Origin of the sequence: Maledivibacter sp. (assembly GCA_025210375.1) — a bacterium.
In the GTDB taxonomy this organism is placed as follows: Bacteria; Bacillota; Clostridia; order Peptostreptococcales; family Caminicellaceae; genus JAOASB01.
Window position 1 is genome coordinate 41,904 of record JAOASB010000053.1, and the last position, 23,637, is coordinate 65,540.

Below are 23,637 nucleotides of genomic sequence, written 5' to 3' on the forward strand. Positions count from 1 at the left end.
CCATCTAGACAGATTAAATAAATAAGAATTAAAAAGGGGGCCAGGGATTATGAAAACTGGAATTGTAAAACTTTACAGTATTGTGAAGGGTGAAGGAATCATATCTGGAGATGATAAAAAGGAATACAAAGTTAAGCTTGCAGACATTAAAGGAACAGGAATGAGAAAGCTTGCACAGGGACAGAAGGTACAGTTTGAAGTGAAGGAAAGTCCGAAGGGAGCAAAAGCTGTTGAGGTCGAAGTTGTTTAATATAATTGTCTGGGGTGGAAAAAATGACAAAAAATAAATTGTTAGATGAAAAAGTAATGAATATTAATATCAAAGCTGAAAATGTTGATGAAGCTTTAGATTCCCTTTCGAGCCTACTTCAAAAAGAAGGATATGTTAAGACATCATATATTAATGCTATAAAGGAAAGAGAAAAAATGTTTGCTACAGGATTACCCTCGGAGGGTGTAGGAGTAGCTATTCCCCATGCAAGCATTGAACATGTAAATAGTCCAATTATAGCTGTTGGTATATTAGATAAGCCTGTTTCCTTTAGAATGATGGGTAATCATGATGAGATTATCCAAGTAGAAATAATGTTTATGCTGGCTTTAAATGAGCATCATGCTCAGATTGAAATGCTTCAAAGTTTAATAAGCTTAATTCAAGATAAAGACCTATTATTACGAATTAAAAACTGTGAATCAACAAAGGAATTAATATCAGTATTAGAAAATCAACTTAAAGAGGAAATTGCATAATTACATAGTACTTATGTAATTTCCTAAATTTTAAAAAATGGGGGGAGATTAATGTGGCTCAGAAGAAAAGAGTATTAGTGGCATGTGGTACTGGAATAGCTACTTCAGTAGCTGTTGCTAACAAGATTAAAGGAATATTTGAAGAAAGAGGTTATGGGGACCGTGTAGAATTTGGAACATGCTCAGTTGCTGAATTACATACGAAGGCACCTAAATATGATTTAGTTGTTACAACAGCTCATAATAGCAAGGAATTGCCTGTTAAAGTAATTATGGGAGTTGCATTTTTGATTGGTAAAGGTACAGAACCTGTTTTAAAGGAAATTATAGATTGTTTGGGGCTGGAAAAATAAGAAGGCTTAAAAGAAAAATAAGGAGTGGATTATATGATAGAAACTTTATTATCTGGACTTCAAAGACTCGTTGATTTAGGACCTACAGTTATGATGCCTATTATTTTAACTATACTTGGTGTTATACTTGGTGTTAAATTTGGTAAAGCTTTAAGAGCAGGCTTAACTGTTGGCGTTGCATTTATAGGACTTAATCTTGTTATAGGATTATTAGGTGGTAATCTAGGACCAGCGGTTCAAGAAATGGTTAATAATTTTGGACTAAGCTTGAATGTAATAGATGTTGGGTGGCCTGCTGCAGCTGCTATAGCATTTGCTTCCAAAATAGGAGCTGTAGTAATTCCTTTATGTCTTGCTGTTAATATAATTATGATAATTACAAAAACTACACAAACCGTTAATATTGATGTTTGGAATTTCTGGCATTATGCGTTTACTGGTGCATTAGTTAGCTTTGCGACAGACAGTTTTGTATTTGGAATGATAGCAGCAGCACTTCAGGCCGCTATTACATTAGTGTTGGCCGATTGGACTGCAAAGGGAGTTGAAGAGTATTGTGGGCTTCCTGGTGTATCAATTCCCCATGGATTTACCGCATCCTTTGTTCCCATTGCATTAGTAGTAAATAAGATATTAGATAAGATACCTGGAATCAATAAGATAAATATGGATGCAGTGGCCATTCAGAAAAAGTTTGGCGTATTTGGAGAACCTATACTTGTAGGAACTGTATTAGGTGGAGCTATAGGTGCCCTTGCAGGATATAATATAAAGGGCTTTTTAACACTAGGGGTTACAATGGGTGCTGCCCTTGTACTTATACCTAAAATGTCAGGATTGTTAATGGAAGGACTTATTCCGATTTCTGATGGGGCAGCAGAATTTATTGATAAGCACTTTAAATCAAATTATAAAATGTATATTGGTTTGGATTCTGCCGTTGGAGTTGGACATCCTACAACATTAGCGGTTTCATTGATACTAGTACCATTAGCAGTATTCATAGCAGTTATTTTACCTGGAAATCAATTTTTACCATTTGCTGATCTAGCTGTATTTCCATTTGTTTTCGTTTTAATAGTTCCCATAACAAAAGGGGATTTATTTAGAACCCTAATCATAGGTATAGTAATTGTTATGATAGGATTATGGATTTCAACAGATTTAGCTCCATTATTAACTCAAGCGGCAATAGATGCAAGCTTTGATATCCCAGAAGGGGCAACAATGATATCAAGTATAGCAGATGGTGCTTGCCCAGCAAGCTGGCTGTTTGTTAAAACAATGGAATTTAAAGTTATAGGTGGTATTGCTATGACAGCCTTAGCAGTAGTTATGGCAGTAATCAATAGAAAACGTATTATAAAAGAAGCTAATGAACCTCAAGATACAACAGCATAAAGACTAATCATAAGCTCAACATATAAAGTTCTATATCTTCATATGTTGAGCTTGTTTTTTTCTGAAAAATTTTTAAGCATCGAAGAGAATGACTCTAAGAACCTTGGGTTTAGAACTTTCGCCTTAGAATTAGTAAAGTTTCTTTGGTGCTTTGCTAGGAGGTATTATTTTGAAAAAAGAATATCGTTATGATTCTCTTAGATATATGCTGGGTGTGTCAATACCCACTTTTTTAGCTAGCATACTATCAATATATTCAGTTTATCAATATTATACAGGAGGGAAAAATAAATTTTATTTATTTGTATTTATAACCTGTACAATGATTGCAATAGATCATTTTTTTGCCCTTACACATCCTAAAGTTATAGTAGATAATGAAGAAAAAATACAGCTATATTCCTTTGGTAGAGAACATACTTATGTATGGAATGATATTGAAAAGATTAATGTAAGGAAAGCCGCATTTACTAACAAGATTTATTTAAGACTTGGAAACACAAGTTTCTTTAAAGGACGGTATTGGATAAACATAGACCTCTTTAATGATGGTAATGAATTATTAGAGATATTAAAAGACCACGAAGCTAAATTGCATCCAATGATGGACCGTTTTAATAGAAGGTCTACAAGGAGAATAAACAAGAATAATGCCCGATAGGTTAAAAACATATTATACAAAAACAAAACAAAAAATACCGTTTTTTATAAAAAAATGGTATTTTCTGTTTTTACTAAATGTGTTGAAAATACAAGTTGTTATGCCATAAATGAAAATATTGAAATGGCATAAGATTTGCATATATTACATAATATAAATTTTTTTATGAGGAGGAATGGGAGTGAAAAAGTATTCAGTTGAAAAAGAAGTCCAAATCAAGCTTTTAAATGACATGCTTCTAACAAGGAGCTTTGAGGAAAAGGTAAATGAGATGTTTATGCAAGGGCAAATCCATGGAACAACCCATCTATGTATAGGTCAAGAAGCCGTATCATCGGGAGTATCAAATGCACTTAGAGATAATGATTGGATACAACCGACCCATAGAGGGCATGGCCATTGTATATCTAAGAGTGGAAATCTAAATGGAATCATGGCAGAGCTATTTGGCAAAAAAGATGGACATTGTAAGGGCGTTGGGGGGTCAATGCATATTGCCGATATATCAGCCCACAACATGGGAACATCGGGAATAGTTGGAGGAACATTTCCAATCTCCGTGGGAATTGGTTTAGCATTGAAAAGACAAAAAAAGGATTCAATTATAGCCTGTGTATTTGGGGATGGAGCAAATAATGAAGGCACATTTCATGAGGCTTTAAACCTTGCTAGCATTTGGAAGCTTCCAATACTATATGTTTGTGAAAATAACATGTATGGCATGTCTGTGCCAATTGACTATTCAATGCCAGTGAAAAATGTTGCGGATAGGGGAGTATCCTATAATATACCTAGTAAAATAATTGATGGGAATAATGTACTAGAAGTATATGAAGCTGTATGTGAAATTGCCCAGCATATGAGAGAGGGTAATGGACCATTTTTACTTGAGTGTAAAACCTATCGCTGGCTGGGACATTCAAAGAGTGATCAAAGAAAGTATAGAACCAGGGAAGAAGAAAAGGAATGGAAGGATAAATGCCCTATCAAGTTCATGAAGAATTATATGATAGAAAATGGTGTTATAACAGAGGATGAATTTAATGGAATGAAGGATAAAGCAAATGACGACATTGAGAGGGCTAAAGAATTTGCTCAAAGTAGTTCCAGATCTACATTAGAAGAAATTTCAGAGTTAATATATGCGTAAATGAAGGGAGGAATTCTTGTGCGTAAGATCACATATCTACAGGCTATTGCCGAGGCAATGAAGGAAGAAATGTATAAAGATGATAAGGTATTCATAATGGGTGAGGATATAGGTATATACGGAGGATGCTTCGGTGTAACAAGGGGCTTTTACGATGAATTTGGACCGGAAAGAATATTAGAGACTCCTATTTCAGAGCAGGGCTTTATAGGAGCGGGAATCGGAGCCGCACTCTTAGGCGAGAGACCTATTGTAGAGATAATGTTTTCCGATTTTATAGCCCTAGGAGCGGATCAGCTTGCTAATCACGCTGCTAAAATGCGATTTATGACAGGGGGGCAGGTTAAAATTCCTCTTGTGGTTAGGACGCCTGCAGGTTCGGGGACTGGAGCTGCTGCCCAGCATTCCCAAAGCTTAGAGGCATGGTTCGCTCATATACCTGGGTTAAAGGTAGTTATGCCTGCAACTCCATATGATGCCAAGGGGCTGTTAAAGGCCGCAATAAGAGAGGATAATCCCGTTGTTTTCTTTGAAAATAAATTATTGTATAGAACCAAGGGAGATGTGCCCGAGGAAGAATATGTTTTACCAATAGGCAAAGCCGATGTCAAAAGGACAGGTGAGGACTTAACCATAGTTACATACTCCAGAATGCTTCAAAGAGCTTTAGATGCAGCTGAAAAACTAGAGCAGAAAGGTATTTCTGTAGAGGTAGTGGATTTAAGAACTATAGCACCTTTGGATACTGAGACTATTTTAGAGTCTGTAAAAAAGACACATAGACTTATGATAGTCCATGAAGCATGCAAAACGGGTGGAATCGGTGGAGAAATAGCCGGAAGAATTGCTGAAAGTGATGCATTTTATTATCTTGATGCAAAAATAGTTAGACTATGTGGAGCCGATGTACCTATTCCATATAATCCAGAACTTGAAAAACAGGTGGTTCCAAGTGAAGAAGAGATAATAGAGCAGGCATTAAAACTAGTAAAGTAGTGAAGGAGGGAGATTAATGAATAAGGAGATCGTACTTGCTACTCCCTACGCAAGAAAACTTGCTGATGACTTAAACATAGATATTTCTTTGATTCCTGGAACGGGAGAGCTGGGAAGTGTTTTCTCAAGGGATGTATTGGGCTTTAAAGGAACAGCAAAAATTACTCCCGTTGCCAAGCGGATGGCAGATTATTATAAATTGAATATTAATGATTTAGAAAATAATGAAAAGAAAATCACAAAGAAGGATATTTTGGAATTATTAGATCAAAGAAATTCAACCTCAGTAGTAGAGAATAGGATAGATGATGAAGTTTTATCAGAAGCTAAGGCATCGCCCATGAGAAAGATGATTGCTAAAAGAATGCTGGAAAGCATGGCGACTGCTCCTCAATATACATTGTTTAGTGAGATAGATACAACTAATCTGTTTGATTTGATAAAAAGTTCAAATTCAATGTTTACTAAGCTAAACGGACAAAAGCTGACTATTACAGATTTTCTAGTTAAGATAGTAGCTTTAGCACTTGAAAAACATCCAGTAATAAATTCATCCTATGCTAATGACCATATAACATATCATGAGTCAATTCATATGGGTGTAGCTGTGGCCCTAGATGATGGTCTTATAGTACCTGTTATAAAGGATGCCAATAAAATCTCAATAGGGGATATACATAGTGTAGGAAAGGATCTTTATAAAAGGGCAAGGGAAGGGAAAATACTAGGCCATGAGTGTGCTGGAAGTACCTTTTCAATTAGCAATATGGGTATGTATCCAATAGACTTTGCTACACCAATTATTAATCAACCGGAGAGTGGTATTTTAGCTGTTGGACAAACTCAAGAAAAACCCGTTGTAATAGATGGGGAGATAACCATTAGAAAAATGACTGCATTTAGTTTGACCTTAGATCATAGGCACATAGATGGAATTGAAGGATGTAAATTTTTGAAAACCCTTAAGGAGTTATTACAAGAGCCACTTTGTATTTTATTATAGAGAGTCTAGGTTAAATCTTAATTTATATATATTGAAACATCCCATATTTCCAGGAGGTTTTGATGTGTATAAATTAGAGTTTTGACTGGAATCTCTATATAGGACATCTGAAAAAGGAGGAGGACTATATGGGACAATTTATGATAATGCCTAAGCTGGACATGTCTATGGAAGAAGGAAAACTATTAAAATGGATGTGTAAAGAAGGGGATAGGATAGAAAAGGGTGATCCGGTTTTTGAAGTAGAGACTGGAAAGGTAAATCTAGAAGTAGAGGCTATAGTTGAAGGAAGCATTTTAAAGATATATAGAAATGAGGGTGAAGTAGTAGATGTAAATGATCCTATTGCCTTTATAGGACAGGAAGGAGAAGAAATACCTCCTTTGGACAATAATGCAGAGAATGAAGTCCATAAGGAAGAGCCTAAAGACATTGAAGAAAATAGAATAAATGAAGAAGCTTCATCAAACCAATATGATTTATGTGTTATTGGAGCAGGGCCTGGGGGATATGTTGCGACAATTAGAGCGGCACAACTAGGGGCAAAGGTAGTTGTGGTTGAGAAGGAAAAGCTTGGGGGAACCTGTCTCAATTGGGGATGTATACCCACCAAGGCATTGGTTTATCATGCCGATGTATGGAATAAGATAAAAAATGCTGAAAACTATGGATTTAGCACAAAGGATTCAAGCTTCGACTGGGGAAAAATTATCAGTAGAAAAGACAAAGCCGTTAGCACCCTAGTCGATGGTGTAAATAAATTGTTTATTAAAAATAAGATAAAGCTTATAAAAGGAACAGCAGAAATTTTAGATAAGAACAAAATAAGAATAAATACTGGGGCAAAAGAAGACATAATTTCTACAAAAAATATTATTATTGCAACGGGCACAGAATCCAGCACAGTTAATATTCCAACACAGGGGAATGTAAAGCTTAAGGATGTTAAGGAGATTTTGGACTTGCAAAGTCTTCCAAAGAAGCTTTGTATAATCGGTGGAGGTGTTATAGGTGTAGAAATAGCAAGTATTTTTTCTACATTTGGAGTAGAGGTTTCCATAGTTGAGATGATGCCAAAGCTTATTCCTATGATGGATAATGAGGTTATAGATGTGCTTAAGCAAGAATTTAAAGGAAAAGGAATCAACATATATACAGAAACTACAGTCGAAAAGATTGTGGAAAACAACAAAGCATATAGGATAGATTTGAGCAATGGAAAGACCATAGACTCGGATGAGATATTAGTAGCAATAGGTAGGAAACCAAATAATGAGCTGTTTAAGAATATAAATATTAGAACAGATAAAAAGGGATATATAGAGGTAGACAATAAACTCAAAACAAATATTGAAAATATTTATGCCATAGGAGATATCACAAATAAGCTTCAACTAGCACATGTGGCATCACATCAAGGAATAGTTGCAGTGGAAAATATGTTTGGAGAAGAAAAGGAAATGAAGTATGATATAGTGCCAAACTGTATTTTTACTGATCCAGAGATTGCCAGTGTTGGAATAACCGAAGAAGAGGCTAAAAATAGGAAACTGCCATATAAGGCATTTAAGTTTCCATTTATGGCATTAGGTAAGGCGGTGGCTTCCGACGATACAAGGGGCTTTATAAAAATCATTGCCGATGAGCGGTGGGGTGAGATAATAGGTGCCCATATAATAGGTCCCGATGCCGCCCATTTGATTGCAGAGGTCGTGGCAGTGATGGAATTAGAGGGTACGGTATATGAACTAGCAGATACCATTCATGCCCATCCCACACTTTCGGAGGGGATCATGGAAGCGTCAGCAGGTATACTTGATAAAGTCATACACATATAGTAGCAAATCAAACTATACAAAGATACCACCCTTATTAAGGTGGTATTTTTACAAACAAAAATATATATGAAGTTTCTACCAAAATCCCTATATGGAGATTCTTGATGTGTATAAATTAACTGTTTAACTGAAATATCTATAACTTTGGGTTGATTTTAATAAGGGATTAATCACCCCAACAGTATGATTTTGAGTATGGGGGTTACAAATAAAGAAATAAAGGAGAATGATTTATGGTTGTTAAAAGTGTCCATATTACCAATGAAACTGGATTACATGCAAGACCAGCATCAATGTTTGTTCAAATGGCAAGTAAATTTCAGTCTCAAATTACAATAAAGCATGGAGAAAATTCCTATAATGCAAAAAGCATAATGGCTTTATTATCAGCAGGAATTTGTTGTGGTAATGAGGTGGAGATATGTGCGGAGGGAAATGATGAAGAACAGGCCGCTAGCACATTGGTAGATTTAATAGCAAGTAAATTTGGAGAATAAATGATTTAAATATATAATGGGAATAGTTAAGACTTGTAGCTTTAAACTTGTAACTAAAATGTGTTGAATATACTTTAATCAATAAGAAAGGAAGTGTTTAGCTGTGATATATATTAAAAACAATTCTAACAATCCTTATTTCAATTTAGCCTTTGAAGAATATGTGTTTAACAATATGCATGAAGCCGATGAATATTTATTGTTGTGGCAAAATCGACCTACAATAGTCGTTGGTAAACACCAAAATACCATAGAAGAAATTAACATGGACTTTATAAAAGCAAATAGCATACAAGTTGTTAGACGTCTTTCAGGTGGCGGAGCTGTATATCATGATTTAGGAAACCTCAACTTTACATTTATTGTTAAAAATACAGAAAGTACTTCCTTTGATTTTAAAAAGTTTACTCTTCCTGTTATAAATGCATTAAAAAAACTAGGGGTAGAGGCTGAATTTAATAGTAGAAATGATTTAGCTATAAAGGGCAAAAAGTTTTCTGGTAATTCTCAATACATGAAAAAGAATGCTCTTCTCCATCATGGCACCCTTCTATTTAATTCGGATCTAGAGATGCTAGTAAAGGCTTTAAATGTTTCTAATGAAAAAATAGTCTCTAAGGGAATTAAATCCATAAGAAGCAGAGTAACAAATATTAGGGAGCATCTGGACTTAGATATAGGTATGCCACAGTTTAAAGAATTGCTTTTGAAATATTTATTTGAGGATGAAGAAATACATGAGGCGGAACTAAGTGAAGAGCAAACCATGGAAGTAAAAAAGCTAATGGAAGAAAAATATAATACCTGGGAATGGAATTATGGAGAATCTCCCAAATTCAATGTGAAGAAATCACAAAGGTTGGAGTATGGAAAAGTGGATGCCTTTATTGATGTGGAAAAAGGGATAATAAAGGGATGTAAATTTCACGGTGATTTTTTTGGCAGTGGCGATTTAGGAGATATTGAGGGGAAACTTATTGGGCACAAATATGATAGAGAAGAAATAAAGAATGTGCTGTCATCCATAGATATTGAACGATACTTTTCAAAATTTTCAATAGATGATATACTAAATTGTGTCATATAATGAAAAATATAAATAAAATTAATAAATTATAAATTTTCTCATAATATATATTATCATATATAAAATTAGGATATACTTATTATATATTGAAAAAAACTAGGGGGTGTTTATGTGAATGTTACAAAAATGAAGGCAGATTTATATTGTGTAAATTGTAATAAAAATACTCCCCATGAAGTAATATATATTGGAGAAAACATTGAAAAAATAACTTGTTTAGAATGTGATACATATTTGGAAATTGATGAAAATCTTGTGATGTCTAATTATGCAATGGATATATTGCAAAGGGTATCAAGTAAACCTGAAAGAATGAGCCAAGAGATCAAAGAAGACCTATCGAGGTTCCTATGTTCTATCCCCATTAGAGTGGTAACTAAGCCCTATAGAATGATAAAGGAATATAAAGAATTAAGGGGAATGACTGGAACAAAAAGGGTAAAGTAAATATATGGCATCAAATGAGGGCGAGATATGGGCTCTCTTTATTTTTACAAACATATTAAGACATATAGATTTCTTGAAATTAAACTTAATTTATACTATGAAAATTCTATAGATATTCCAGTTGAAAAGTTAATTTATACACATCAAAAATCCCTAGAAACATCGGATATTTTGAGATGTATAAATTAAGTTTAACTTTTGGAAATCTATACCTTAAGTCGAAAAAGGAAATATATTTATAATTTCCTGGGAAATATGTAGAAATACATTTTAACCTGAAAGGATGAATACTATGCGTGTTGGAATAGGATATGATGTACATAAACTGGTAGAAGGAAGGAAGCTTATCATAGGTGGAGTAGATATTCCCTATGATAAGGGTTTGCTTGGTCATTCCGATGCCGATGTCTTATTACATGCTATCAAGGATGCGATTTTGGGAGCAGTAGCATTAGGCGATATTGGTAAACATTTCCCGGATACTGACGAAAGATATAAAGGGGCTTCGAGTATTGAACTTCTTATTGAAGTAAATAATAAGCTAATGGATAAGGGATATAGGGTAAATAACATCGATTCAGTTGTTATAGCCCAAAAGCCTAAAATGGCATCCTATATTGAACAAATGAGATTAAACATTGCAAAGGCACTAGATATTGATTTAGACCGCATTAATGTAAAGGCAACAACCACTGAACAATTGGGATTCACAGGTAGAGGAGAGGGAATTGCCGCTCAGTCAGTAGTAAGTGTTGACAAAATAAAGTGATTTAAATATAATGTTATAGAGATTCCAGTCAAGGCTTTAATTTATATATATCAAAATTTCCTAGAAACATCGGATATTTTTATATGTATAAATTAAGATTTACTTGGAACTCTATATAGTGAGTTTTATGATTTAGCAAGCATAACTGTATAGTTTTTGGTTATGAAGGGAACAAGTAAAGGTGATGATTCCTTTAGAGAGTAAAATCCATTGGCTGAGAGATTTTACAGGATATATTCATTTTGAACCCATCCCGGAGCTTATGGCGAATCAATAAGTCATACGGTGGCGAAGCCGTTATCATCGCAAGAAGATAATCTATGGACATCATAATGTAGATCTATAGATTAATTAGAGTGGTACCGCGAATCACCTTCGTCTCTAAAATAGAGATGGAGGTTTTTTATTTTTGTTTATGGACTCGAATATTTTGAAAAAAATTAGACTAATGAGAATGAATTAACTGTTAGTAGTCAAACTATTTCCAATAGAATATTGGAGTGAAGTTGTTTTCTCATAGGATTCATTATAAGGACTCTAGTACTTAAAACATAAAATTTGCAACTAAAAATAAAAAGGAGAGTGTTATTATGGGTAAAAAGGACAAAGATTTTGTAAAAGAGATTACCCCTATGGAGGTTGACTTCCCACAATGGTATACGGATGTTATAAGAAAAACTGATCTTGTAGACTATTCACCGGTAAAAGGCTTCATGGTAATAAAGCCCTATGGATATGCTTTATGGGAAAATATCCAGAGCTTCTTGGATAATAGGTTTAAAGAAACAGGACATAAAAACTGTTACTTTCCTCTACTTATTCCTGAGAGCCTACTACAAAAGGAAGCAGAACACGTTGAAGGCTTTGCTCCAGAGGTTGCATGGGTAACCCATGGTGGAAAGGAAAAACTAGGAGAAAGGCTTTGTGTTAGACCAACCTCCGAGACTATCATCTGTGAGATGTATGCAAAATGGTTAAAATCCTATAGAGAGCTTCCATATCTTTACAACCAATGGTGCAGCGTTGTTAGATGGGAAAAAAGCACAAGACCATTCCTAAGAACCTCTGAATTCCTATGGCAAGAAGGTCATACACTACATGAAACAGAGAAAGAGGCTCAGGAAGAAACTCTTCAAATGCTTGATATATATAAGGAAATGGCAGAAGAGCTTTTAGCTATCCCTGTGGTAACCGGTAGAAAAAGTGAAAAGGAAAAATTCGCAGGTGCGCATGCTACTTATACAATGGAAGCCCTTATGCATGATGGTAAGGCACTTCAAGCAGGTACTTCCCATAACCTTGGACAGCATTTTACAAAGGCATTTGATATCTCCTTCCTAGATAGAAATGGAGATATGCAGCATCCATATCATACTTCATGGGGTGTATCAACTAGGCTTATCGGTGGAGTTATAATGGTACATGGGGACAACAGAGGACTAGTATTACCTCCAAGACTTGCTCCAACCCAAGTTGTGATTATACCAATAGCCCAACACAAGGAAGGCGTTCTTGATAAAGCATACGAGCTTAAAAAGCAGTTTGAAGATATGGGTATAAGAGTAGAGCTTGATGACAATGAAAATTACTCACCGGGATGGAAATTCAATGAATACGAAATGAAGGGTGTACCTGTTCGTATAGAAATAGGGCCTAGAGATATCAAAAACAATCAAGTAATGGCAGCAAGAAGAGATACATTAGAAAAAGAACCGATATCAATGGATGGCTTAGCTGAAACTATTTCTGGTCTATTAGATACTATCCAAAGTGATATGCTTGAAAAAGCAAGAAAACATAGAGATGAAAACACATATGATGTAGAAAGTCTTGAAGATTTCAAAGAAAAAATGGAACAAAAGCCTGGCTTTGCAAAGGCTATGTGGTGTGGAGAAAGGGAATGTGAAGAACACATCAAATCAGAAACAAGTGCCACAATCAGGTGTATGCCATTTAATCAAGAAGACCTTGGAGATAAATGTCACTTCTGTGGAAAAGAAGCTAAGCATATGGTTTATGTGGCTAAGGCTTATTAATAATTAAATACATTTACTTATAAACCGCTACCAACTTTATTGTTTTAAAAGTGTAGCGGTTTTAAAATAATAAGGATTTATTTGTGAAAACAATGAAAAATATGCTAAGATATAAATAAAATTATATCCCATTCACCAATTTTCTATAAAAAAATTTCATAAAGACAAAATAGGATAATAACTTGAAGCGTTTGATATTACAATGATATACTTGATTTTTTAGCGAAATACAAAAACAAAGGATTTCTTTAGAAAAAATATTATAAATTACTGTTAAATACATACTTTTATAGTTTGTAGGATTTTAGAAAACCTATATTTTTCAATGGATAAACCTTAACATAGGATGTATTGAAATAAGTAAAACGTAAGGAAAACCTTAGGTTTTTTTATGATAAACCTTAACATAGGATGTATTGAAATTATTCATATGGGCATATATTTGCGTTGTAGCAATATTGATAAACCTTAACATAGGATGTATTGAAATATATATCCAGCACTAATAATGACTGATATAAGCAAAGATAAACCTTAACATAGGATGTATTGAAATGATTCTCCTGGTTATGAAGGTATATGGATAGAAACTGATAAACCTTAACATAGGATGTATTGAAATTATTATAATTATCCTCCCTTTTACTCCAGGAGGCATAGATAAACCTTAACATAGGATGTATTGAAATCACGTAAGCATGAATATGCAACAAAATGCCATAGAGATAAACCTTAACATAGGATGTATTGAAATGATAATATTCTGCTAACACTGGCTACAGTAATATGTGATAAACCTTAACATAGGATGTATTGAAATAACTAGAGCATTTACAGAAGATGAATTAAATAAGTGATAAACCTTAACATAGGATGTATTGAAATTTTGGATATTGAGTAGATATTATAATTCCTTGTTTGTGATAAACCTTAACATAGGATGTATTGAAATTTAAAAAATGCTGCAACATTTGGATTTTCGTCTAAGATAAACCTTAACATAGGATGTATTGAAATTGAAAGATTTTATTGCTGGCTTTTCTGCTCCAAAACAGATAAACCTTAACATAGGATGTATTGAAATTAATATCACAACCTAATATTTAATAAAAATATCGCCAGATAAACCTTAACATAGGATGTATTGAAATTGTTTGTATTGCTTTCCTGTCCTGGTACCTAATAAGGATAAACCTTAACATAGGATGTATTGAAATATAGTTGTGGGATTTAAACATAGAATATCTTTCAAAGATAAACCTTAACATAGGATGTATTGAAATAAATGAAAATAGAAGATTAAACTTTGTGAGGGGATAATGATAAACCTTAACATAGGATGTATTGAAATAATATTAATGATGATGAACCTATAGAACTATGCAAGGATAAACCTTAACATAGGATGTATTGAAATATAAGGAGTTGATAGAATGAATAAAAAGAAATTATTGATAAACCTTAACATAGGATGTATTGAAATTCATCGATTACATAAACTAGCATATTATAACCTTACGATAAACCTTAACATAGGAAGGTGGAAATACTAATTACATAAAAAAACATTATTGTAATTATTTTCATTATATGATAACATGAAATTACATAAACTGTAACATCATATGTATTGAAATCTGTTTGAAGTATTGATTTAGAGTTCTTTAACTCCAATAAACCTTAACATTAGATGTATGATAGCTATGATTTGACATAAGTGGTAGCTTGCAGAACGTGTTTGGATTTTCAGTGTTTTCTGATAGTTTCTAAGTGGTGAGTTGTATGATTTAGGTATTTTGGAATTCGCGCTATTATTGTCACTGTTAGAAGTATTGATAATAAAATGTGGTTGGAGGGGTTATTATGGATAAAATCATAAAAAATGAATTTAAATTTGGTATTAAGTTCTTAATAATTACTATTTCCTTAAATCCAATACTTAATCAGCTTAGTAAGCTGAATTTTGAAATTTTTGGTTTTGATATATCAATATCTTTTCTATACTATATATTTCTAGGCCTACTTACATTTTGCATGTATATCTTCTCATTGGCAATAACTTCCCATAAATCAATTTATCAAATTATAGGTAATAGACTTCTTATAATAATTTTACGCTTGCCTCTCTTTTTTACTATGGCTTGGGCGATAAGTAAGATATATACTGTATTATTAAGGATACAAGTATGATTCAGACATCAAGAAAGTAATAGAAATAGAGAAATTATATTAAATAAGTATATGTATTCAAATTACATTTTCACCAAGGAGTTTGGGAGAACATGTCGAATCAAACTATAATATGGTAAAAAATACTTTAGAAACAATATTTTGGAGATGATCTAATATGGATAAGTTATATAATGCTATAAAAATCTTACAATATCTGAAATATAGAGGAAAACTTACAAGTAAGGAATTAGCAGGAATAGTAGGTGTTGGAGAGAGGCAAGTTAGAAACATTATTAATGAGTTGGAATCCGCGGATGGGATATTTATTGAAAGAACCAGAGGAAGATATGGTGGATATAAGCTTATTTCTACTAGCTTTTTATGCGATTTTGGTATTGATAAAAAAGAATTAATGGCACTGGAAACCGGAAAAAATTTTTTGAAAGAGAATTTAGGATATTACTTAGAAAAAGAATATGAATTAGCCCTAGAGAAAATAAAGGCTACAATGAAAACCATATCAAATCAGCCTCAAATAAATTATTATGCTAAAGCTACTAATTCAAAGTTTGATAAAGAAAGAGATATAGTTTTAGAAATACAAAAAGCTATATTTAATAAAAGAAAGATTAGAATACAGTATTTTTCTGTTGGAAGACGGGAGAGTTCTAAAAGAATAGTACATCCTTATATGGTATATAATTATCAAGGCTTCTTATATTTGGTAGCTTATTGTGAAAATAATAAGGAATTTAGGGATTTTAAATTAATAAGAATTGAAGATATATGTACATTAAATGAAGAATTTATATCTGTAAAGTTTGATTTTGATAAATTTATAGGAAGCTCATTTGGGATATTTAAGGACAATCAGATTAATGTAAAGCTGAAGATAAAATATCCTCATAGTGTTTATGTAAAAGAATCCGTTTATATACAAGAACAACAAATCGAAGATTTAGAAAATGGAGATATAATTTTCCAAGCGGTTATGCAAGGGAAACCTGAGATTATGTCATGGATAAAGAGCATGGGAGCCGATGTAGAAATACTTGAGCCCATAGAATTGAGAGAAGAATTAATTAGAGAAATAAAAAAAATTCAAAATATTTATTTATAAGGAACAATGGGTTCCTATTTATCAAATATAATTATATTGAAAGGAGGAAAAAAATGAAATATTTTGAAATTAGTACTACCGTATATCTAAAAAAAGATATATTATTTCAGAACGTCGGAGAAACACTGTCTAAGCATATTAACTATTGTATGGCAAAAAGTGATTTTTTGCATGTGTTACATGGTCAGAGTATCCCAAAACTATATTGTTTTGACTACATGTTTCCTTTAGAAAAAAGTAAAAAATATGAAAAAGGTAGAGTTTATGTTTTTAGAATTCGTACTCCTATAGAGAAGATTGCTTCTGAAATGAGAAGAACTTTAACAACATATCAAACTGATTTTATAAAACCACTAGGGGTTGAATTGAAGACTAAAAAATTTACTAGAGTTGATCAACTGTATACCATAACTCCCGCAGTTGCTACCATAAATAATAAAAACTGGACTCAAAAAGAAAGTATGGATATTATTTGGAATATGATAGACAAGAATCTTGAAAAAAAAGGGAAAATGATATTTGGACAAACCTTTGAGATGAAGGAAAGTCCCCTTGAGTTTTTAGAAATCAAAAACCATAAAACTATTGTGTTGAATTATAAAGGTGGAAAAATTCTAGGTAATAAGTTTTCTATGAGGTTTAAACCCGATGAGTTGTCACAGAAAATGGCATATACTGCACTTACATCAGGTCTGCTTGAGAAATCATCTTCTATTGGGGCGGGATTTTGTAAAATAATTACGAAGAGGTGAGAATAGGTGATATACAATCTCTTACAAAACTTTAAAAAGGCCTATGAAATTAAAGGAGATGACCTCATTATTGAAAATCATAATTTGAAAGAGGGTCTCTATATAAGAGTAAATAATGCTTTAGAGTTTGAACACTTTATTGTCAAGAAGGATTGTACAAAGGATAAGCTTTTTGAGTGGTTTAGAAAGGCTGATTTCTATTCGTGTATTATTAATACCAATAAATCTGTAGCTGATAAGAAGATTCATAGTTGTAATTATCTTAGCTTATTTATAAAGAAAAAGATTCTTATAGGGGATGAAAAAGAAACATTATCAAAGGATGTTATACTGCAAAAGATAACTAATTACTTTGATAAACTATACGGAGATGATTACAATTCGGAAAAGATTGCAAAAGACCTAGGAAAAGAAATAGATGAAGAAAAATATAATTTTTGTAGGGATATGATGATTAATGGATATGACAAAATATATTCTATGGTAGAGAGTCTGCAAGGTAAATTTGATAACTATATAAAAATATTTTTTGATTTTCAAGATTGGGAAATCTATGAACTGGAATCTAGCAGATATCTTTATCAAAAAGTTTTTAATTCCGATAAGTATAATCTATTTATTAACGATAAACTATTTGGGCTTTCAAATATGAATATGGGGCTTAATGCTAAAAAACCATTTTTAGAACACAAAACATTAAGATGTAAGGTTCCATTTATGATAAGTGCAGAGGACGCTTTACTCTTGTTTAAGTATTCTTTGTGGCTGAAAAATAATAGACTTGGATCGAATTTCAAATCCTTTGATTATGATTATACAGTTCCTTTGTCGGAAAGTAATACTAATAAAGATGAAATTATTAAAGATTCATTTTATCTGTACTTTTCAAATAAAAACGGAGAAATTGAGATTTCTGACTTTGATATAATACCTTCATTTCATGAAAAAATTGATTTTTATATCAAGAATTATATAAAAGCTTCTTACTATAACAGGAGTATAGATGATGTAGTAGTACCTTCATACAATAAATTTAATGGTGAAAATAGAGCAGATTTTTTAGCGGCATTAGATGAAAATTTATATATAGGGAAGTTAAAAGAAAGCTTTAAAACAGAGCTAAAGGATATAAAATCACCCAAATGGGGTAGTAAGAAGTTTTGTAATATTTTAATATTAACTAAGCAACAGATTTTTGACTTTGTTAATAAGAATGCCCCCTCGGGTCTAAGAGAATCCGTAGATAAATATCTTAGATTTCTAATACTTGAGAATATAAAATTAAGTAAAAAAAGGGGGATTGATGCTTGTAATACTTACATAGCTCTAAAAATATTTTTTGATCTGGGAGGGAATGAAAAGGTGCAAGAAATAAAGGAGATTAGAAGTTCCATAGGTGATTATATAAAAAATAAAGATGTCCATAATTTAGATGATATAGATCAGTATTCCTACTTGGCAGGACAAATAGCATATTATCTTATGAGTCAATCTAATGCTTCTAATAGAAATCATGATGTGATTCAGAAAGTATTAAACTATACTAATGTAGAGGCAGTCAATGGGGAACTCAAATATTGGTTTAAAAGATATGCACATGCTATTCCCCGTGGATATGAGAAATTTAATAGAGCATTTGCTATGGTTATTGCCCATAACAAAGGTAGTAGAGTAGATGAAGATTTATTTTTAGCGGGTTACCTTGGTGATAATATATTTTATGAGGGTAAGGAGGAATAATGATGAAGTTTAGAAACAGAGTCTATGGTGTTATAGGGATAAAAGGAATAATGTCAAACTGGAATGCTGATTTTTCTGGAAGACCTAAGACAACATCTAAAAATAAGATATTTGGGAGCGATAAGGCCTTCAAATATCCTATAAAATATCAATGGATTAACGAGGGGGATAAGGTCTTATATATTAAATCATATAAGGAAGAGAAAGATAAAATTCAGCCTAGGACATTAAAGGAAAGATATGAATATATATTTAATACAAAATTGGATAAAAAATCAAAACCAACAGAGGTTTTAGCTAATCTTTTTAGCGCTATAGATGTGATGAACTTTGGGGCTACTTTTGCAGAGGAAAATAAAAATATTTCTATAACTGGAGCAGTTCAAATAGGACAAGGTATGAATATATATGATGATACTAGAGTAGAGATTCAAGATATACTATCACCTTTTAGGAATCCAAAAACGAAGCCCAAATCCAAAAAAGATAGCGAAGATGTAGAGCGTTCTCAGACTTCCATAGGCACAAAAATTTTTGCGGATGAGACGCATTATTGTTATCCATTAGTAGTAAATCCATTTGCCTATGATGAATATGCTCATATGATACAAGACTTTGAAGGCTATAGCAAGGAAGCATATGAAAAATTAAAAGATGGTACTTTGAGAGCTGCTACAGCATTTGCTACAAATAGTAAATTGGGATGTGAAAATGAATATGCTATATTTGTCACTCTGAAAGAGGAGTCAAGAATTATACTTCCAAATTTGGCGAACTTTATTTCATTTGAAAAAAGTGATGACAAAGACATATTAGATTTAGGTAGACTAAGTGATGTACTTAACAAAAAAGTATTAGAAGAAGTAAAAGAGATTGAAATCTATATAAACTCCTTTAATTTACAACTAAACAATTTTGAATTAGAAAAAGCAAAGGTTATGAATATATTTACGAGAGAAGTGATATAAGTTGAAGTTTTTAAAGTTCAATTTATCTGGGAAAACGGCACATTTTAAAAAGCCCGATGTCAATTCCTATGCTTATTATACCTATAACCATATACACAAGATAGTGTTGATGGGAATATTAGGTGCTGTTATTGGCTTAAAGGGATATACATCCCAGCATATGAAAAAAGAAAAATATCCAGAATTTTATACATGCTTAAAGGACATGAGAATAGGTATAGTGCCCCCAAGTGGTAATAGAGGATATTTTAGTAAAAAGATAATAACCTTTAATAATTCTGTAGGTTATGCAAATATAGATGCTAATAAAATGCCCTGCAATTTAGTTGTAAGAGAACAATGGCTTGAGGATGTTACATGGAATATTTACTTGTGTCTAGAAGATATAAAGGATGTTAGGATTTATGATAAGATAGTAGATTACTTGTTGAATAGAAAATCAGAATATCCACCTTATCTTGGTAAAAATGACCATTTTGCTGAGATTAAGGACCCCGAAATAGTGTATTGTAAACCTATAGATTTTGCTGAAGAAATCCATAGCCTATTCTATTATGAAAAAGTTGTTTTAGATGATTATCCCATATATGATGGGGGGCTTCCTTTCCTTTATAAAGATTATGTCCCCGTAGCACTTAACGAATTCAATAATAAATATGAATTTAGAGAGATAGCATTTACCAATAGAGCTATAAAGGAAATAAAAGATACACTGATTCTACCCCATAATGGATGTAATGTAGCATTGATATAGATTGGAAAAATTTTAAATATTAGGAATTGAAAGCTTGACTATATATAAATGAGCTTTCAAAATACTTTATTGGAGATGAATCTTATGGTGGTTGAACTAAAAGATGTATTGAAAAATGATAAGATTTATTTAGCCCATACAAGTGACAAAAGAAAAAGTGAGACTCTATTACAACATTTAGAGCTTACCATTGGATATTACAATAAGCTTAAGCATTCTAAAGGACTAGATGCAGTAATTGAGAGAAGTCTTAATAGTATTAGAATTAATAAAAACGAAGTATCAAATGGTGGACTTTCTGAAGAAGCTAAAGAAATATTATTGGAACTATTTGAAGGTGCTATATACTATCACGATATAGGTAAGATAAATCCTGCTTTTCAGAAACTGAAAATGAAAAATACAAATTTTCGTAGAGTTAGGGTTTCAGATGATTTAACCCACAGCCTACTGTCATCCTTGTTATATATAGACATTTTTTATGATTCAACAGAAGATAAATGCTTGGATAAAATTGAAAGACAAACTTTACAAGTCCTATTATTATCATTTTCATATTCGATATCAAGACATCATGGATATCTAAAGGATTTATCAGAATATATATCGAAGCTTAGAGGGCTTTCAAACGCTGTAAGGAATGAAGAAATTGAGATATTTGACTATAATCACTTTGATAGACTTTTGTCTAGAAGAATTTTATTTGAAGAAGGTGTTTTTCTAGAGTTCGATAAGACCGTAAAGAAATACATGGCTTTACCAGAACCATTTTACATATTGAATAAACTATTATATGGATTAATTGTCACATGTGATTTTTATGCAACAAGTGATTATATGAATAGAAAAATTGAAGATTTTGGGGACATATATAATGTTGAAGAGTATAGTAAGAAATTTGATGACGATAAAATTATTAAGAATATTAGAAAATATGAAAAGTATGTTAATGAATCATTGAATAAATCACCCTTTGATGAAAGTTCTATAAATGAACTTAGAAGCGATATGTTTTTAGAAGCAGAAAAAACCTTAGTAGAAAATATTGATAAGCAAATATTTTACTTAGAAGCTCCTACAGGAAGTGGTAAAACAATAAATTCACTGAATTTGGGTCTCAATCTTATAAAATATGACAAAAGTCTAAAGAAAATCTTTTATGTGTTTCCATTTAATACTTTGTGTGATCAAACCTTTGATGTTATACAATCTTTTTTTGGCAAACAAAAAGTATCAATAATAAACTCCTTAACTCCAATAAAGTTTCAAGATGAAAATGATATTGATTATGACAAATCATATTTAGATAGATTATTTTTACACTATCCAATGATTTTAACTAGTCATGTGAACTTTTTTGATTATTTATTTGGAAATGGTCGTGAAAAACAATTACCCTTAGTACATTTGATAAATAGTGTAGTGATACTAGATGAGATTCAAAGCTATAGGATTGAGATATGGAAAGAACTTGCCAATATGATAGTAAGCTTTTCTAATATCTTTAATATAAAATTTATAATAATGTCTGCAACCCTACCAAGAATAAGTTTGCTTTCCAAAAATAATCTAAATGAAATCAATTTATTTAAGGATTCTAGTAAATATTTTAATGCAACCCTATTCAAAAACAGAGTGAAATTTGATTTTTCTCTACTACAATATGGAAAAATTTCCTTAAGTGATTTGGCAGATTTTCTAGTCAAGTATTGGGAAAATAAAAGGGGAAGAATCTTAATAGAATTTATAAAAAAAGCTACTGCCAGAGAGTTTTATAATATATTAAAAGCAAAAGTTGATAATAAATTATTATATGAATTATCCGGTGATGATAGTAGTCTTTATAGAAAATATTTGATTGATAAGTTAAAGAAAAAAGAAGAACAAAAAAAAGGTTATTTATTAAGGGATGTTATATTAGTTGCTACTCAGGTAATTGAAGCAGGGGTGGATATAGATATGGATGTAGGATTTAAAGATATATCTATTATTGAAGCAGAAGAGCAGTTTGCGGGCCGAATAAATAGATCTTGCACTAAAGAAGGTTGCAAACTATTTTTCTTTCAACACGATGATGAAAAGGGAGTATACAAAAGTGATTTTAGAACAGAGTACTCTATCCTACAAGAAAAATATAAGGAAGTATTTAAAAATAAAAGTTTTGAAGATTATTATTTAGATTTAATGAAAGAAATAGAAAGAAAAAAGACTGAGTATAATGAGAATTCATATGAGATTTTTAGTAATAATGTTAAAGGGCTAATGTATTTTCAGATAGCTAAGGATATGAAAATGATTAAAGAAAAAACATACTCGGTATATCTGGCGCATAATCTAAAACACCCTCAAAAGGATGAATTCATAGATGGACATCAAGTCTGGAAAGCTTTTAAAGAAATTCTATTTGATGGTGATATGCCATATTCTAAGAAGCAGATTGAACTATCTGTAATAAAAGAAAAAATGAACTATTTTATATATCAAGTATCTAGTCCAATGCCATTTAGCGATGATGAAAGTATTGAAGATATAACTTATGTTGAGGAAGCAAAAAGGTTTTTTGAAAATGGAAAATTCAATAGAGAGGCTTTTAATAAGGAGATGTTTCCTAGCAAGGGGGTCGATATTTTCATATGAAGATAACTGGGACGTTGGTAAATTACTATTTTCATTGTAAGAGACAATGTTGGCTACATGGGAATAGGGTGAATCTTGAAGATAACAGTGAATTGGTTAAAATAGGTAAACAACTACATAAAATTAAATCAGAAAAATCAAAAAATACCGAGATATCCATAGAATCAATAAAAATTGACAAGATTAAAGGAGAATACTTAATAGAATACAAAAAATCCAATGCAGATATAAAGGCATCATGTTGGCAGGTTTTATTTTATCTCTTTATACTAAAGAAAAAAGGAATTAGCAAAAAAGGTAAACTTATATGTATGGAAAAAAACAAGCAGACTAATAAGGTTTTGGAAGTGAAATTGACAAATAGTATAGAAAATATATTGATAAAATTAGAAAAAGAAATAAATGATTTTATAAATGATAGAGATCTACCAGAATTTCAATATAGTAAAAAATGTAGAAAATGTGCATATTATTCCTATTGTGTTCTCTAAAGAAAGGAGAATTTC

General features: G+C 31.9%; 22 protein-coding genes, 1 CRISPR repeat array and 1 other annotated feature. All 22 genes read left to right on the forward strand.

Annotation, left to right across the window (positions count from 1 at the left end):
* Window positions 1-49 precede the first annotated feature (49 nt).
* Window positions 50-250, forward strand: a complete 201-nt coding sequence (locus N4A68_19715) for a cold shock domain-containing protein (GenBank protein MCT4566528.1) — start codon at window positions 50-52, stop codon at window positions 248-250.
* A gap of 23 nt (window positions 251-273) precedes the next feature.
* Window positions 274-750: a PTS sugar transporter subunit IIA gene (locus N4A68_19720; protein ID MCT4566529.1), complete on the forward strand. Its 477-nt coding sequence runs from the start codon at window positions 274-276 to the stop codon at window positions 748-750.
* Window positions 751-803: 53 nt separating this feature from the next.
* Complete coding sequence (locus N4A68_19725) at window positions 804-1,103, forward strand: PTS sugar transporter subunit IIB (protein ID MCT4566530.1); 300 nt, start codon at window positions 804-806, stop codon at window positions 1,101-1,103.
* A gap of 33 nt (window positions 1,104-1,136) precedes the next feature.
* Window positions 1,137-2,504 (forward strand): PTS galactitol transporter subunit IIC, encoded by a 1,368-nt coding sequence (locus tag N4A68_19730; GenBank protein ID MCT4566531.1) that lies wholly within the window; start codon window positions 1,137-1,139, stop codon window positions 2,502-2,504.
* Window positions 2,505-2,673: 169 nt separating this feature from the next.
* The gene (locus tag N4A68_19735) at window positions 2,674-3,165 is read left to right on the forward strand and encodes a hypothetical protein (GenBank protein ID MCT4566532.1); all 492 of its coding nucleotides are present in this window, start codon (window positions 2,674-2,676) and stop codon (window positions 3,163-3,165) included.
* A 181-nt stretch (window positions 3,166-3,346) separates the two neighbouring features.
* A complete protein-coding gene (locus tag N4A68_19740) occupies window positions 3,347-4,315 on the forward strand; it encodes a thiamine pyrophosphate-dependent dehydrogenase E1 component subunit alpha (protein MCT4566533.1) in 969 nt (322 codons plus the stop codon).
* Between the two features lie 18 nt (window positions 4,316-4,333).
* Complete coding sequence (locus N4A68_19745; protein MCT4566534.1) at window positions 4,334-5,311, forward strand: alpha-ketoacid dehydrogenase subunit beta; 978 nt, start codon at window positions 4,334-4,336, stop codon at window positions 5,309-5,311.
* A gap of 16 nt (window positions 5,312-5,327) precedes the next feature.
* The gene (locus N4A68_19750; protein ID MCT4566535.1) at window positions 5,328-6,314 is read left to right on the forward strand and encodes a 2-oxo acid dehydrogenase subunit E2; all 987 of its coding nucleotides are present in this window, start codon (window positions 5,328-5,330) and stop codon (window positions 6,312-6,314) included.
* A gap of 128 nt (window positions 6,315-6,442) precedes the next feature.
* A complete protein-coding gene (lpdA, locus tag N4A68_19755) occupies window positions 6,443-8,152 on the forward strand; it encodes a dihydrolipoyl dehydrogenase (GenBank protein MCT4566536.1) in 1,710 nt (569 codons plus the stop codon).
* Window positions 8,153-8,385: 233 nt separating this feature from the next.
* The gene (locus N4A68_19760; protein ID MCT4566537.1) at window positions 8,386-8,649 is read left to right on the forward strand and encodes an HPr family phosphocarrier protein; all 264 of its coding nucleotides are present in this window, start codon (window positions 8,386-8,388) and stop codon (window positions 8,647-8,649) included.
* 103 nt (window positions 8,650-8,752) lie between these two features.
* Window positions 8,753-9,736, forward strand: coding sequence for a lipoate--protein ligase (locus N4A68_19765; protein ID MCT4566538.1), 984 nt, complete (start codon window positions 8,753-8,755; stop codon window positions 9,734-9,736).
* 111 nt (window positions 9,737-9,847) lie between these two features.
* The gene (locus N4A68_19770) at window positions 9,848-10,183 is read left to right on the forward strand and encodes a bh protein (protein ID MCT4566539.1); all 336 of its coding nucleotides are present in this window, start codon (window positions 9,848-9,850) and stop codon (window positions 10,181-10,183) included.
* Between the two features lie 292 nt (window positions 10,184-10,475).
* The gene (ispF, locus tag N4A68_19775; GenBank protein ID MCT4566540.1) at window positions 10,476-10,952 is read left to right on the forward strand and encodes a 2-C-methyl-D-erythritol 2,4-cyclodiphosphate synthase; all 477 of its coding nucleotides are present in this window, start codon (window positions 10,476-10,478) and stop codon (window positions 10,950-10,952) included.
* Between the two features lie 153 nt (window positions 10,953-11,105).
* Window positions 11,106-11,338: a binding site (T-box leader), on the forward strand.
* 204 nt (window positions 11,339-11,542) lie between these two features.
* On the forward strand, window positions 11,543-12,988 hold the full coding sequence (proS, locus tag N4A68_19780; GenBank protein MCT4566541.1) for a proline--tRNA ligase: 1,446 nt from the start codon (window positions 11,543-11,545) through the stop codon (window positions 12,986-12,988).
* A 328-nt stretch (window positions 12,989-13,316) separates the two neighbouring features.
* Window positions 13,317-14,537: direct repeats of the CRISPR family, unit length 30 nt; unit sequence GATAAACCTTAACATAGGATGTATTGAAAT.
* A gap of 314 nt (window positions 14,538-14,851) precedes the next feature.
* Window positions 14,852-15,178 carry a hypothetical protein gene (locus N4A68_19785; GenBank protein ID MCT4566542.1) on the forward strand — a complete coding sequence of 109 codons (327 nt, stop codon included), beginning with the start codon at window positions 14,852-14,854 and terminating at the stop codon, window positions 15,176-15,178.
* Window positions 15,179-15,335: 157 nt separating this feature from the next.
* The gene (locus N4A68_19790; GenBank protein MCT4566543.1) at window positions 15,336-16,280 is read left to right on the forward strand and encodes a WYL domain-containing protein; all 945 of its coding nucleotides are present in this window, start codon (window positions 15,336-15,338) and stop codon (window positions 16,278-16,280) included.
* Window positions 16,281-16,333: 53 nt separating this feature from the next.
* Entirely contained in the window at window positions 16,334-17,032 is a 699-nt protein-coding gene (locus N4A68_19795) for a hypothetical protein (GenBank protein MCT4566544.1), read from the forward strand.
* Between the two features lie 6 nt (window positions 17,033-17,038).
* Window positions 17,039-18,772, forward strand: coding sequence for a hypothetical protein (locus N4A68_19800; protein ID MCT4566545.1), 1,734 nt, complete (start codon window positions 17,039-17,041; stop codon window positions 18,770-18,772).
* Between the two features lie 2 nt (window positions 18,773-18,774).
* Window positions 18,775-19,740, forward strand: coding sequence for a type I CRISPR-associated protein Cas7 (locus N4A68_19805; protein MCT4566546.1), 966 nt, complete (start codon window positions 18,775-18,777; stop codon window positions 19,738-19,740).
* A 1-nt stretch (window position 19,741) separates the two neighbouring features.
* Window positions 19,742-20,494 carry a type I-B CRISPR-associated protein Cas5b gene (gene cas5b / locus N4A68_19810; GenBank protein MCT4566547.1) on the forward strand — a complete coding sequence of 251 codons (753 nt, stop codon included), beginning with the start codon at window positions 19,742-19,744 and terminating at the stop codon, window positions 20,492-20,494.
* 84 nt (window positions 20,495-20,578) lie between these two features.
* Window positions 20,579-23,131: a CRISPR-associated helicase Cas3' gene (gene cas3 / locus N4A68_19815; GenBank protein MCT4566548.1), complete on the forward strand. Its 2,553-nt coding sequence runs from the start codon at window positions 20,579-20,581 to the stop codon at window positions 23,129-23,131.
* Window positions 23,128-23,622, forward strand: a complete 495-nt coding sequence (locus tag N4A68_19820; protein MCT4566549.1) for a CRISPR-associated protein Cas4 — start codon at window positions 23,128-23,130, stop codon at window positions 23,620-23,622. Before cas3 ends, N4A68_19820 begins: the two co-directional genes overlap by 4 nt.
* The last annotated feature ends 15 nt before the right edge of the window (window positions 23,623-23,637 follow it).

Bases quoted from the DNA above. Each gene is read 5' to 3' on its own strand.
- N4A68_19715 (MCT4566528.1), top strand. From the start codon at position 50: ATGAAAACTGGAATTGTAAAACTTTACAGTATTGTGAAGGGTGAAGGA.
- N4A68_19720 (MCT4566529.1), top strand. From the start codon at position 274: ATGACAAAAAATAAATTGTTAGATGAAAAAGTAATGAATATTAATATC.
- N4A68_19730 (MCT4566531.1), top strand. From the start codon at position 1,137: ATGATAGAAACTTTATTATCTGGACTTCAAAGACTCGTTGATTTAGGA.
- N4A68_19750 (MCT4566535.1), top strand. From the start codon at position 5,328: ATGAATAAGGAGATCGTACTTGCTACTCCCTACGCAAGAAAACTTGCT.
- lpdA (MCT4566536.1), top strand. From the start codon at position 6,443: ATGGGACAATTTATGATAATGCCTAAGCTGGACATGTCTATGGAAGAA.
- N4A68_19760 (MCT4566537.1), top strand. From the start codon at position 8,386: ATGGTTGTTAAAAGTGTCCATATTACCAATGAAACTGGATTACATGCA.
- ispF (MCT4566540.1), top strand. From the start codon at position 10,476: ATGCGTGTTGGAATAGGATATGATGTACATAAACTGGTAGAAGGAAGG.
- proS (MCT4566541.1), top strand. From the start codon at position 11,543: ATGGGTAAAAAGGACAAAGATTTTGTAAAAGAGATTACCCCTATGGAG.
- N4A68_19785 (MCT4566542.1), top strand. From the start codon at position 14,852: ATGGATAAAATCATAAAAAATGAATTTAAATTTGGTATTAAGTTCTTA.
- N4A68_19790 (MCT4566543.1), top strand. From the start codon at position 15,336: ATGGATAAGTTATATAATGCTATAAAAATCTTACAATATCTGAAATAT.
- N4A68_19795 (MCT4566544.1), top strand. From the start codon at position 16,334: ATGAAATATTTTGAAATTAGTACTACCGTATATCTAAAAAAAGATATA.
- N4A68_19805 (MCT4566546.1), top strand. From the start codon at position 18,775: ATGAAGTTTAGAAACAGAGTCTATGGTGTTATAGGGATAAAAGGAATA.
- cas3 (MCT4566548.1), top strand. From the start codon at position 20,579: ATGGTGGTTGAACTAAAAGATGTATTGAAAAATGATAAGATTTATTTA.
- N4A68_19820 (MCT4566549.1), top strand. From the start codon at position 23,128: ATGAAGATAACTGGGACGTTGGTAAATTACTATTTTCATTGTAAGAGA.